Raw genomic sequence first — 12,682 nt, 5'->3', positions numbered from 1 at the left:
GATGAAACTAACATTAGAGCACATTTATTTTAAAGATGTCTTTAAAGATTTAACCTTCGCCTTTGAAACAGGAAAAATGACGCTCTTGATTGGTGATACCGGTGCTGGCAAATCAACCCTTTTTCGGATTTTAACGAATTTCAACGAACTAGACTTCTCTGGAGAGGTCAAACTGGGTGATACACTATTATCTCATTTACCTATTCATGAACGAGTCACCTACCTCAGTATGATGTTTCAAAATCCAAGCCGTCAATTCACCATGCCAACTCTCTATGAGGAATTGATTTTTACCTTAGAAAATCTCCAAACACCCGCTGAACAGATTGATGAAAAAATCCAGCATGCGATTGCACTTGGCAAAGTAGAGCACCTGCTTCATCGAGACTTTCTGACCTTATCTGGTGGAGAAAAGCAACAAGTCTCTCTGGCGGTTCTGTTGGCTATGGATTCGCAGATTATTCTATTGGACGAGCCCTTTGCTTCTGTCGATCAAGAAGCACGCAAGCGCTTGATTCATTTACTATCAGATTTGACAAAAATGGGGAAAACGGTGATTCTGTGCGACCACGACCGCAGTCTCTATGCGGACTGCGTTGACCACCTTGTTGAGTTAAAAAATGGCGAACTTTTTGAACGAGATGTAGCTCTTTTAAAAAAGGAACTCCCAAGCTATCAGCTGGCATGCGAAAATACCCAGCGAAATCCTCTCTTACAATTACAGCACGTTTCCTGTCAATTTGACTCAAAAATACTTTTTGCGATTGAGGATTTTACTTTTCAGCAAGGTATTACAACACTCATCGGAGCTAACGGTGTCGGCAAGTCCACTCTCTTTCGTGCCATTTTGCAATTACAAAAATACAAAGGCAGTATGCGTTATCAGGGACAAAAACTCAAGAAAAGCAAACAATTGTACCGACATATTACTGCCGTTGTACAAGATGCTGAAAAGCAATTCATTCGGACAACACCCGCAGAGGAATTAAACCTGTCTTCTCTTTCCAGTGAAAACCAAGCAAAAGTACAAGAAGCTTTGGATTTATTTGGTTTAGCAGACAAAATGGATTCCAGCCTTTTTCACTTGAGTGGCGGGCAGAAAAAAATTATTCAATTATTATCTATCCTGACCTTGGAAACTCCTGTCATACTCATGGATGAGCCCTTTACTGGCTTAGATAAAAAAGCCTGTGATTTTTTTGCTAATTGGATTAGAGAAAAAGCCGCACAACAGAACTTTATTATCATTTCTCATCGCTTAGAACCCTTGGACGGTATTAGTGATTATTTGGTAGAGCTGACGTCCGACGGACTGACAGAAAGGAGGTCGCTATGAAAAAAGAAGAAACAAATGTCCTAGCACTCTTGCTCCTTCTCATTGTACTGACGCTAGAAATTTCCTTTATCCGCTCAACATGGCTCAACTGCGCTATTGTCGTAGGAGTACTTGCCCACCTCATTTGCCTAAAGAAATGGTGGGGTATTTTCTGGACACTGCTCTTACCTTTGCTACCAGCACTAGCAAATTACTGGGCTATTCAACTTCACGGCGATAAAAGTCAAGCAAGCGTTCTGTTTACACGTTCCTTTGCTTTAGCGGCTCTGGGAATGACCTTTTTATACGGCGTCAATCTCAATCAACTCTTGCGCTACTGGCATCAGAAGGGATTTCCAAGTCACTTTACTTACGGACTGCTCGTTGTCTTAAATGCTATTCCAATTATTCAAAAAGAAATCCAAGCCGTTCGCGAAGCTAGTCTCTTGCGAGGCAAAACCTTACATTTCTGGTCGCCAATCTTTTATATCAAAGCAATTTTTATCGCTTTTAACTGGCGTGATTCCTATGTAGAAGCTATGTATGCACACGGCTTTGATGAGACTGTCAAGCGAAGCTATTACCGACATTTAGAAACACCAAAAAGCACCACCCTTGCTTGCTTCTTGATTTTCCTCCTTATCAATCTAACCCTTTTTATCCCAAAGTAGGAATTTGATACAAAAAACACTACAATCAATTTTATTTTTTAGAAGGTCTTTTTATCCATTTAAAGTAGGTCATCGTCTAATTCTATCGCAACACAAGCACCGTCTTTATGCTATAATGATATCAAGTAATCCAATTTATGATAGATTTTAATAGGTTTACTCTTACAATCGTTCCCATCTCTTTTGTTGAAAATAAAAAGGAGTCACTCATGAAAATCATTTTTTTACACGGTCTTGGACAGGATAAACACTCTTGGGATAAAGTCCGTGAACTTCTGCCACAATATGACACCGAGGCTTTAGACCTCTTTTACACAAATAACAACATCATGACAGTCTCTCAGCTAGAACAACACCTTTGTCAGGAACTTCAAGCCATTAACGAACCATTTGTTCTAGTTGGATTGTCTCTCGGTGGAACTCTTGCCTTAAAGGTGGGGCAACAATTTCCTCAGCTCCAAGCACTCGTTTTATCAGGAACTCAATATAAACTAAGCTCCAATCTACTCTATAAACTCCAGCTGCTTATTTTCTCTTGCCTACCAGACTCCCTATTTAAAAAAGAGGGGCTTCATAAAAAATCTTTTGTTGGCCTGTTAAAAGACTTGAAAAATTTAGATTTATCAAGTCAATTAAGTGCAATACAACTTCCCAGCCTCATCATCTGTGGCAGCAAAGATTGGCCTAACCTGCCTTCCTCTAAAAAATTAGCTGCAGCTTTACCACAAGCAGATTTTGTGACACTTTCAGGTGGAAATCATACACTTAACACAGACCATCCTCAAGAAATGGCCACTATGATTGAAAGATTTATCCTACAAAATTGTGAAATCTGAGGTTTTCTCAGATTTTTTAAATTTTAGAAATATTTGAGAATTGCTTGAGACTTATTTGACAAGCATTTTGTATACTAAATAGTGAAAAGAGGGGAACTCTACGATAGAAAAAATGGAGGTCACGTTATGGAAACTGTTGTAAATGTGAAACACATCAGCAAGAGATTTGGACAACAACTCGCTTTGAATGATGTCAGTCTCACCGTAAAGCAAGGAGAAATTTACGGGCTAATTGGAAAAAATGGAGCTGGTAAGACAACGCTTATCAAAGTGATTACCCAGCTGATTCAGCCCAATAGCGGTACGGTCGCTCTCTTTGGCTCTTCTAATAACTCCGAATGGACGCACGCTCTCAAGCGAGTTGGTTCTGTCATTGAAGCACCCGCTGCTTACAATCACTTGACGGCCTATGAAAACTTAAACTATTGTTGCAAGATACGGCATATCCCAAATGCGGATAAGGTTATCCAAGAAACTCTCTCTTACGTGGGCTTGACCAATACTGGCAAGAAAAAATTCCGAGATTTTTCTCTTGGAATGAAACAGCGCTTGGGCATTGCCATTGCTCTTCTGTCAAAACCAGATTTGATGATTTTGGATGAACCGATTAACGGGCTTGACCCTGTCGGAATCAAAGAATTCCGCCAGTTGGTGCAACGCCTCAATGAAGAATTGAATATGACCTTCATCATTTCCAGTCATATTTTAAGTGAACTATACTTGGTCGCTACAAAATTCGGCATCATTGAAAATGGTCATCTCATCAAAGAAATTACGAAAGTAGAATTTGAAGAAGATAATGAAGATTATATCGTTTTGAAAACAAATAATCTTGCTGAAGCAAGCAAAATTCTTCACGATCAACTAGGCTACCGCCTCAAAGTTGTAAATGCAACAGACGAGCTGCATATTTTCACTCACTCGCACGAAATCAACAAGATTATTCAAGAGCTAGGAAAGGCGAATATTGCTATCAATGAAATCTACTATGCTCGTCAAGATTTAGAAAAATACTTTACAGATCTAGTAGAATAGAGGGAGGTTTATCATGTTTCATATTATTCAAGCAGACTTTTATCGTCTTTTTCGTTCAAAAGGTTTTTGGATTACAGAAATCCTTTTTATCATCACACTCTTATTAGGTGTGCTCTACGGTGTTGTGGGAAGTATCGGAGTTCATACAGATACAAAAGCTTTTGAAAAACTGGGTGATAACGGAGGCTGGACTGGCTTTGAGGCTATCACTAAAACCTCTGATAATCTTAGTAATACCATTATTTTTACTATTATCCTTGTTGTTTTATTGATTGGAATTGATCTCACCCAGAAATTATATAAAAATTCTATTACTAGTGGTATTTCACGGACAGAATTCTATTTGTCTAAGTTTCTTGTTCTGGCAAGTCTCATCGTACTTCAATTGATTCTAACCTATTCCTCATTTATTCCAGCTACGCTCATCAATGGCATGGGAACCGCACCCAAACATTTTCTTTCTAATTTTTTCATTACGATAGGGGTTCAATTTATTTGTACCCTAGCTTGGGTTAGCCTTGTTTCTTTCGTACTGTATGCTACCAACTCTATTATAGCTGCTATTTTCACTTATTTGATCGGTGTTTCCCTGCTAAGTCTGCCAACTGCCTTTTACCCAGATATTGACTGGTTGAAATACTTGAACATGCAATTCTATTTTGACATGGTTTCTAAACAGGATATGGTGGTCAAAACCATAACCATCGCTCTTCTCATCACACTTCTTTTTACATTTAGTGGTATACAGGTATTTAAAAGAAAAGATTTATAACAAAAGAAAACAGCTAGTCAAATGATTAGTTGTTCTTCTGTATAAAATATTCACAAACGGATAAACAATCCAAACCATTCTCCTTCAGCTTTCATAGTTAAATCACCGCCAAGAATATCTACCAGTTGTTGAGTGATATAAAGTCCCAAACCAGAAGATTCTTCCGTGTTAGAGAGGTTTTCAGAATAAAAACGATTGGTCAATTTTTCCAAATGCTGAATTGGCTGACGGACTATATTTTTTACACTTAAAAGAATAGCCGCATCTTTTCGGATTAAAGATAGCTGGGCAGTTTCCTTTCCATGCTTGAGGACATTGCTCAACATATTTTGGACAATTCGCTCCAAAATTTCTGGATCTGTCTTTATTACTAACCCCTCCTGCAAATTTACTTGCAATTCAATTCCTTGCTTTTGAAAGGCATCATAAAAAGGAAGCATTTGCTTTGCAATCAGTTTGGAAATATCTATTTGTCGAAACTGTGGTCGAACTGCCCCTTCCATAAGACGGCGGTATTCCATGAGAGCTTCTAAACGATTGGAAACAACGGACAGATTGGTCGCAATTTTCAACAGCTGTTCATTTTCTTCTTTTCCCTTTATAAGCTGTTGGGTATAGCCACTAGCAATGGTCAAGGGTGTGCGAATATCATGAGCAATATTGCTAATCGCCATATCCAAGGTTTTCTTTTCCTGACGAGCGATAAAACGTGTCTGCTCTACTTCTTGAAAGAGCTTTTCAACTTCATTTGCCAACTCAACAATCGTTTGGGTGTGGTTTTGAGGTGCCAAACGAATTTGACTACCAGTTTCTCGTTTCTCACGAATCTGCTGTGAAAAATTACGGACCGCAACATGATAACGCACGAGCAAGAACCCAAGCAGACCGATGAACATAATTAGTATAAATTCAAGCATTCTCAGTCCTCCTTAAGCCGTACACCCAGTCCCCAAATCGTTTCGATATATTCTTCCGAATCATCTACTTGGGCCAATTTTTTACGAAGATTGCTAAGGTGAGTGTTCAGTGTATTATCTCCCGGCAGGTAGGGTTCTCCCCAAACCAATTCAAATAATTCTTCTTTTGTGTAAATTTTCTTCGGATGACGAAGCAAGGTTTGAAGTATCTGATACTCCTTCTTCCCCAAACGAACTCGCTTCTCGCCATTGACCACTTCAAATGTATCTGGTGAAAGACGGATATTTTTTATCCCTTGAATCTCCGTTGCTTGCTCTTGTGAAAGGTGGTTACGCAACTGCACTGTCACACGCGCAAAAAGCTCGTCCAGATCGAACGGTTTGACGATGTAATCATTCGCGCCGTCCAACAGATACTGACTAACCAGTGGCTTCTCACCCAAAGCTGTCAGCATGACCACTGGAATCTGACTGCTTTTGCGAATTTCTGCTAAGACTTGATCACCATTTTTTCCCGGCAACATAATATCCAGCAGCACCAAATCAATCTTCTGCTGCGCAAAAACAAGCAGTCCTTCCGTTCCAGAATATGCTGAAAAAACTCTATGTTCAGCTTGAAACAAATCTTTTAAAATATCATGAATATCGTTGTTGTCTTCTATGATTAAAATATTTGCCATATTTCTTCCATTTCTAATGAAATCTTTTATCCTTAGTGTAACAAGGAAAAAGACGGAAGTCAACGGAACGCAAAAAAGAGAGTGGGATGACGAAATCAAGTTTCTACGAAGCTACTGATTTCTGTCCCACTCTCACCGAATTCTTGAAATAAGAGAGCCGATTAAAATGATTTTAAATTCTGTCTCACGCTCCAATTGCTCTATTTCACACTTGCCCCATTAGTCGCAATGACTTCTTTATACCAGTCAAAGGATTTCTTCTTGAAACGTTTGAGTGTGCCGTTTCCATCGTTGTCACGGTCAACATAGATGAAGCCATAACGTTTTTTCATCTCGCCAGTACCGGCTGACACTAGGTCGATACAGCCCCAAGTGGTGTATCCTAGAAGTTCTACGCCGTCTACATTGATTGCATCACGCATCGCCTTGATATGGGCAGCTAGGTAGTCAATGCGGTAGTCATCTTCGACATAGCCATTTTCATCCGGCGTATCGACTGCTCCCAGACCATTTTCCACGATAAACATGGGTTTTTGATAGCGATCCCAGATGACGTTAAGAGTAATTCGCAAGCCCAGCGGGTCAATCTGCCAGCCCCACTCAGAAGCTTCTAGGTAAGGATTCTTAAGCGATGCAAAGATATTTCCGGCAGTTTTTTCATTGACCTTTGGATCACCAGAAGCCACCCGGCTGGAATAATAAGAGAAGGAAATGAAATCCACTGTATAGGTCTTAAGTAACTCTAGATCTTCTTTTGTCATTTCAACTTCAATACCCAGACGCTCCCATTTCTTCTTGGCATAGTTTGGATATTCTCCTCTGGACTGGACATCAATGAAGAAATAGCTTTCTCGATCTTCCTGCAAAGCTGCCCAGTAATCTGCCGGATTGGCTGTATTTGGATAATACTGACCGGCTGCCAGCATGCAGCCAACCTTGTTTTCAGGGTCAATCTCATGGGCTAACTTGGTAGCAATAGCTGAGGCTACCAATTCATGGTGAGCTGCTTGGTATTTGACCTGTTCTTCATTTTCCCCTTCTTCAAAGTAAAGTCCTGCTCCCATAAACGGTGCATGGAGAATCATATTGATTTCATTGAAGGTCAGCCAGTATTTGACCAAACCCTTGTAACGAGTAAAGAGCGTGCGGCAAAGACGCTCATAAAATTCCAGCATTTTGCGACTGCGCCAACCCCCGTACTCCTCAATCAAGTGCATAGGACAGTCAAAGTGGGTAATAGTCACCAAAGGCTCGATGCCATACTTATGGCATTCCTTAAAGAGGTCTTCGTAAAATTTCAAGCCTGCCTCATTAGGTTCCAACTCGTCTCCCTTTGGAAAAATCCGAGACCAGGCGATAGAGAGTCGATAAGTTTTAAAGCCCATTTCGCCAAAAAGCGCAATATCTTCTTTAAAATGATGATACATATCAATGGACTCTTTTGCCGGATAGAAATAGCCTTCCTCAAAGTCAAACATCTTTTTCTTACCTGCAATAATCGGGAAACGATCCGCACCAATCGGCACCACATCGACATTTGCAAGACCTCTACCATCAACATCATAGGCCCCTTCACATTGGTTGGCAGCGGTCGCTCCGCCCCATAAAAATCCATCTGGAAAAGTCAATTTTTCTGTCATATCTTCCTCCTTATAATATAAAACGTTTTCTATACTTTATATTATAACAAACAAAGAAGAAGTTTTCTTATAAAATACTGTCAAATAGTGATACTATTCTATTTTCCAAGTGCATTAACGACTTTTGCTAACTTTTGTCATTTAGAACTGAATATTGTTATTAAAATCGGGTATCTGACTTCATTTCTCTATCGCTTAGCATAACAAAACTCCCTTTGAAAAGCCAAAGAGAGTTGGATGATAATTTATCCATTTTAGTACAATTTCAAATCCCGTGGGTCTACTGGGAAAGTTGGATTATAAGGATTGTGACGAAGTCTGAAGTGTTTTACTTCTTCAATCGTTTGGGTACCAGATAATTGCATCACTGTTTTTAATTCATCATTGATATGCTCAAAGACTTGGCGGACACCCACACTACCACCAAGAGCTAGACCATAAATCACAGGTCGTCCAATAGCCACTAAATCTGCCCCAGAAGCGAGTGCCTTAAAGACATGCTGACCACGACGGACACCTGAGTCAAAGACAATTGGTACACGTTTGTCAACTGTTTCAGCCACTTCTTGCAATGAATCAAATGCTGCCGGACCGCCGTCAATTTGCCGTCCACCGTGGTTGGTCACCCAAATACCAGAAGCACCGGCATCAAGCGAGCGCTCTACATCTTCACGGCATTGTGGACCTTTGACATAGACAGGAAGGTCTGAGTAAGATGCGATAAATTCCACATCACGAGGGGATAATTTTTGCTTAGCTGATTTGTAAACAAAGTCCATTGTCTTGCCTGCACCATCAGGAAGGTATTCTTCTACAATCGGCATGCCAACTGGAAAAACAAAGCCATTTCGTTTATCCACTTCACGATTCCCTCCAACAGTTGCATCGGCTGTCAGGACAATTGCTTTATACCCTTCAGCTTTAACCCGATCCATGATATGACGGTTAATGCCATCATCTTTACTAAAGTAGAACTGGAACCAATGTGGTGTTCCTTGAAGGGCTTGCGAAATTTCTGGAAGATCGACTGTTGAATAAGAGCTAGTGGTGTAGAGAGAACCAAATTCATGCACACCTTTTGCTGAAGCTACTTCTCCTTGTACATTCGCTAGCTTATGAGCCGCTACCGGAGCTAGAATAATTGGAGACGATAGTTTATCCCCGTCAAATTCAATCTCTGTACTTGGATTTTCCACATTGCGAAGTGTATGAGGCACAATTAGCTTATGGTTAAAGGCACGAATATTTTCTCGCAAAGTAAAGGTATCCTCAGCTCCACTTGCAATATAGCCAAATGCAGCTTTGGGAATGACCTTCTGAGCCATGGGCTCTAAATCATAAGTGTTAATGAAATCAACTGGGCCTTCAGCACTACTAGTTTGGTAAGACATCATATTTCCTCCTGTCTTATATGCGCATATCCATAGAGAGAATTCAATCAAGCCTTTAAAGCAAGCGCTTTCATTCTCTCGAAACAAAAAACTCAATCAGTCTATCTAACAGATCAGAATAATAAGAATTTGTATAAAATTTATACCAATTTAATGAAGTGAAACAGCTTTTGCAATTTATAGTAGAGTTAGAGGGGATACCTTCCCGCTCTAACTACTATAAAGGTCGTAAAAATTAAGATAAGCTGTGGCTCACATTATGGCTTGACACCATATTCTTTGAAATAAGCTGTAATAGGTCGTAGCTCTTGCCCATCATAAGCCGCAAAGAATTCTTCTGGACTCATTTGACCATGTGTTTCTTGATAACCAGCAGAAATTTTTTCTACAAAGTCACCATCAACAATATCCAATTCCAACTCTTCCACAGGGATACCACGTTTGTCGGTGATTTTAGCATCAATCAGAACAGGCTTCCCAGATTTTGAAACTTCAAGTGCGCGGTCAAATGCAGCGGGCAATTCCTCTAAAGTTTTAACTGTTATTCCCTCTACTCCCATTCCTTCTGCAACTTTCGCAAAATCTACTTCGTAGAGATCTACGCCTGAAAAGTTCATGACCAGATCTTCCTGTTCAGACTTGATAAAGTTGAGTGAATTGTTAGAAGTGATAATATTGATAATTGGCAACTGGTATTTGACTTGGGTCGTCAGATCCTGCATCACCATTGAAAATGCACCGTCCCCAGCAATATTGAAAACTTGGCGATTCGGAAAAGCAAATTGACCTGCGATAGAAGCTGGTACACCATAACCCATGGTGGCAAAAAGAGCGGAGATGGTCCATTTCTTCTCTGATGTAAAGTCTAAGAAGCGGAAGCTATTGATAATATTGTCCCCAACATCAATACCATAGACAGCATTGGCATCTGAAATGCGGTTGATTTCGCGATAAACTTGCTCAAACTCTAGTGGTCCGTCTGCTTTTTGCATTAAACGTGCCAGATAAGCTTTCCAATCTTTCATGGCTGCCACACTTGCTTGATAAAATGGTTGCGGAGCGACCGCTTCACTACGTTCCAAGGCTTTTTTCAGAAAACTTCCAGAATCTGATAAAATTCCTAAATCCAAGTAGTGATGACGACCAAAATTAGCAGCATCAATATCAATAGAAACAAACTTAAAATCATGAGAACGATAAACTAAGTTGGCAAATGGGAAGTTTGTCCCAAGAGCAATCACCAGATCAGCTGCCGCAAAAGCTTCATCACCAACCTTAGAAGCAGCACGATTCAATGTTCCTAAGTTGGCTTCAAAGTCATCTGGAATTTTGCCCTTAGCCAGACCAGCTACAGCAATCGGAATTTGCAATTTTTGAGACAGTTCTATCAATAACTGGGCATTGTTTCCGATACCAGAACCTACATGAAAAATAGGACGCTTAGCGGCTTTTACTAGTTCAAGAAATTGATCCACTTCGGCATCCGTTGCTTGTGGCAACGGTAAGTTTTTTTCTGCTGTATGAGAAGCATAATCTACATCTGGAATTTCTACATAACCAAAGTTATTTGGCATGATAACAACAGCTACACCATTATGTTTATAAGCCTCACGAATCGCTTTATCAACAACATAAGGGAGACTTTCTGGTGTCATAACCACTCGGTTGTAAACCGCAACATCACTAAACATCGGTAATTCAGAAAACTCTTGGAAATAATCATAATTCATATTTGTGCTAGGAACTTGACCGACCAAAGCCAAAACCGGAGCATGATCTTCCCGCGCATCGTACAAGCCATTTAAAAGATTGACAGCACCAGGGCCAGCAGATCCAAGAGTTACGCCTATTTTTCCAGTCAATTTAGCATGAGCTGCAGCTGCAAGAGCTCCAACTTGTTCGTGACGAACTTGAACAAAGTGAATGTTTTCCTTTTCCAGATCCAGCGCATTCATAGTTGAATTGACAGAACCACCAGGGTAACCGTAAACATTTTCCACACCCCATGCTTCCAATACACGAAGCATAGCAACAGCAGCAGGCACTGTGTTCACATTAGACATAATAATCCTCCATCTCAGAGAATGGAATTGCAATTTCAAAATCTGTTTTTTAGTTACGGTAATATCATAATACTTTTTGAATTCGTTTACAAAAAATTTGCTCACAGATTTTCACAATCTCAGAAAATATCAAAAAGCTTATACACAACAGCATTTCCTTTTATGCTTTATCTAAGTTTGTGAAACGATAAACAATGCTTTTCAAATATAAAAAAACACCTACGGATTCTCAACCGTAGATGTTGTAAAGTTTGAATTAAGCAATAGCAATATACCGTCTCTTTCCGCTAAAAGCAATGTAAGAAATCCATGTCGCACCATCTGCATTCAAAACCTTATCATAAGTGACCGATTGCCCGGCATCATAATAAGCCAATTCAGGGGCTGACATTCTAGCTTCTGCTTTGATAGAGGAGCGTTTTGTAAAACGATAGACACCTTGAGCAGGGATAGAGGGTGTTTGGGGAGACGGAGTCGTTGGTTTTGACGGGGTTACTGATGAAGCGTAATCTCCACCTTCAAAGCCATAATATTCCTCTAAACTCAAACCAGAATGGTAAACTTCATCAGCTTCCTTACCGATATAACGAATATGCCATGCTTCTGGCATGTATCCTGTCGAAGCTTCTTTCCCTGGTTGGTAACGGACTACAAAACCGTAGCGATATGCATTGTTCTTCAACCAATTACTTGCAGCAGTATCCTCTAAAAGATTGCCCGCTTTATCCGTTAAATCAAAGACAAGACCTGTTTGGTGCTCACTATAACCCGGACGTGCAGAGTAACGATCCGCAGCAGCTTGACCATCTTTGTTCACATAATTTTGATACAGAACTTTTTGATAATCATAACTTCTAAATCCGCTGTAAGCATAACCAACATTATAGCCTTGAGCAATCATATCATTTCTTAATCGAAGAAAGGCAGCTTTTGCAGTTGGATTTTCACCAGGATTGTAGTTAGCAGCCATCGGATGCTTTTTGTTTGCCACTACAATTTCATCATATTTACCTTGGATAAAGTAGTAGGAGCCATTATATTGTACTTCTTTTGCACCTGTTTGAGGGCCTTCCACCTTAGTTGTCGTACCCGTCACACCTTGCAAACTACCGTCCGACTGAACATAGTACATGTGTATGTTATATTCACCACGATTATTTTTATGACGGCGGATATCTACACTCAACTTATAGGTGCCATCTGTTTGCTTAATCGCATCGTACCAGATCACATCATCTTGGCCACCTTGACTAGACCAAACAGGCAGCTTTACTGTCTTCACACCCTTGGTGGAGCTGACATTCGTCACCACCACATCGAAACCTTGGGAAGTCTTGTTTTCAATGTGAATCGTGCCAGTCA

At 40.2% G+C, this 12,682-nt stretch carries 11 protein-coding genes; 5 read left to right on the top strand and 6 right to left on the bottom strand.

Features of this window, described 5'->3' with window-relative positions:
- Window position 1 precedes the first annotated feature (1 nt).
- The 5 genes from HMPREF3249_RS06860 to HMPREF3249_RS06840 all read left to right on the top strand — a co-directional run bounded on the left by HMPREF3249_RS06860 (window position 2) and on the right by HMPREF3249_RS06840 (window position 4,629).
- On the top strand, window positions 2–1,336 hold the full coding sequence (locus HMPREF3249_RS06860; RefSeq protein WP_049533357.1) for an ATP-binding cassette domain-containing protein: 1,335 nt from the start codon (window positions 2–4) through the stop codon (window positions 1,334–1,336).
- The gene (locus tag HMPREF3249_RS06855) at window positions 1,333–1,986 is read left to right on the top strand and encodes an energy-coupling factor transporter transmembrane component T (protein ID WP_059221524.1); all 654 of its coding nucleotides are present in this window, start codon (window positions 1,333–1,335) and stop codon (window positions 1,984–1,986) included. The genes HMPREF3249_RS06860 and HMPREF3249_RS06855 overlap by 4 nt, the downstream gene beginning before the upstream one ends.
- 137 nt (window positions 1,987–2,123) lie before the next feature.
- Window positions 2,124–2,822: an alpha/beta fold hydrolase gene (locus HMPREF3249_RS06850; protein ID WP_247907186.1), complete on the top strand. Its 699-nt coding sequence runs from the start codon at window positions 2,124–2,126 to the stop codon at window positions 2,820–2,822.
- 126 nt (window positions 2,823–2,948) lie between these two features.
- Entirely contained in the window at window positions 2,949–3,857 is a 909-nt protein-coding gene (locus tag HMPREF3249_RS06845; RefSeq protein WP_059221527.1) for an ATP-binding cassette domain-containing protein, read from the top strand.
- A gap of 13 nt (window positions 3,858–3,870) precedes the next feature.
- On the top strand, window positions 3,871–4,629 hold the full coding sequence (locus tag HMPREF3249_RS06840) for an ABC transporter permease (protein WP_059221529.1): 759 nt from the start codon (window positions 3,871–3,873) through the stop codon (window positions 4,627–4,629).
- Between the two features lie 50 nt (window positions 4,630–4,679).
- On the opposite strand, the gene HMPREF3249_RS06835 is transcribed toward HMPREF3249_RS06840, so the two are convergent.
- From HMPREF3249_RS06835 to ldcB, 6 genes are all read right to left on the bottom strand, one after another.
- Window positions 4,680–5,546, bottom strand: coding sequence for a sensor histidine kinase (locus HMPREF3249_RS06835; RefSeq protein ID WP_057489814.1), 867 nt, complete (start codon window positions 5,544–5,546; stop codon window positions 4,680–4,682).
- A 2-nt stretch (window positions 5,547–5,548) separates the two neighbouring features.
- Entirely contained in the window at window positions 5,549–6,226 is a 678-nt protein-coding gene (locus tag HMPREF3249_RS06830) for a response regulator transcription factor (RefSeq protein ID WP_057489815.1), read from the bottom strand.
- Between the two features lie 200 nt (window positions 6,227–6,426).
- Entirely contained in the window at window positions 6,427–7,866 is a 1,440-nt protein-coding gene (locus HMPREF3249_RS06825; RefSeq protein WP_057489816.1) for a 6-phospho-beta-glucosidase, read from the bottom strand.
- Window positions 7,867–8,120: 254 nt separating this feature from the next.
- Window positions 8,121–9,257 carry an L-lactate oxidase gene (lctO, locus tag HMPREF3249_RS06820; RefSeq protein ID WP_057489817.1) on the bottom strand — a complete coding sequence of 379 codons (1,137 nt, stop codon included), beginning with the start codon at window positions 9,255–9,257 and terminating at the stop codon, window positions 8,121–8,123.
- A 257-nt stretch (window positions 9,258–9,514) separates the two neighbouring features.
- On the bottom strand, window positions 9,515–11,320 hold the full coding sequence (spxB, locus tag HMPREF3249_RS06815; protein ID WP_059221531.1) for a pyruvate oxidase: 1,806 nt from the start codon (window positions 11,318–11,320) through the stop codon (window positions 9,515–9,517).
- A gap of 256 nt (window positions 11,321–11,576) precedes the next feature.
- A partial coding sequence (gene ldcB, locus HMPREF3249_RS06810) for an LD-carboxypeptidase LdcB/DacB (protein WP_180363197.1) occupies window positions 11,577–12,682 on the bottom strand: 1,106 nt, incomplete at its 5' end.

Origin of the sequence: Streptococcus sp. HMSC36C04 (assembly GCF_001839535.1) — a bacterium.
Classification (GTDB): Bacteria; Bacillota; Bacilli; order Lactobacillales; family Streptococcaceae; genus Streptococcus; species Streptococcus hominis.
This window is presented reverse-complemented; position numbering and strand designations above follow the sequence as displayed.

Bases quoted from the DNA above. Each gene is read 5' to 3' on its own strand.
- HMPREF3249_RS06860 (WP_049533357.1), top strand. From the start codon at position 2: ATGAAACTAACATTAGAGCACATTTATTTTAAAGATGTCTTTAAAGAT.
- HMPREF3249_RS06855 (WP_059221524.1), top strand. From the start codon at position 1,333: ATGAAAAAAGAAGAAACAAATGTCCTAGCACTCTTGCTCCTTCTCATT.
- HMPREF3249_RS06850 (WP_247907186.1), top strand. From the start codon at position 2,124: ATGATAGATTTTAATAGGTTTACTCTTACAATCGTTCCCATCTCTTTT.
- HMPREF3249_RS06845 (WP_059221527.1), top strand. From the start codon at position 2,949: ATGGAAACTGTTGTAAATGTGAAACACATCAGCAAGAGATTTGGACAA.
- HMPREF3249_RS06840 (WP_059221529.1), top strand. From the start codon at position 3,871: ATGTTTCATATTATTCAAGCAGACTTTTATCGTCTTTTTCGTTCAAAA.
- HMPREF3249_RS06835 (WP_057489814.1), bottom strand. From the start codon at position 5,546: ATGCTTGAATTTATACTAATTATGTTCATCGGTCTGCTTGGGTTCTTG.
- HMPREF3249_RS06830 (WP_057489815.1), bottom strand. From the start codon at position 6,226: ATGGCAAATATTTTAATCATAGAAGACAACAACGATATTCATGATATT.
- HMPREF3249_RS06825 (WP_057489816.1), bottom strand. From the start codon at position 7,866: ATGACAGAAAAATTGACTTTTCCAGATGGATTTTTATGGGGCGGAGCG.
- lctO (WP_057489817.1), bottom strand. From the start codon at position 9,257: ATGTCTTACCAAACTAGTAGTGCTGAAGGCCCAGTTGATTTCATTAAC.
- spxB (WP_059221531.1), bottom strand. From the start codon at position 11,320: ATGTCTAATGTGAACACAGTGCCTGCTGCTGTTGCTATGCTTCGTGTA.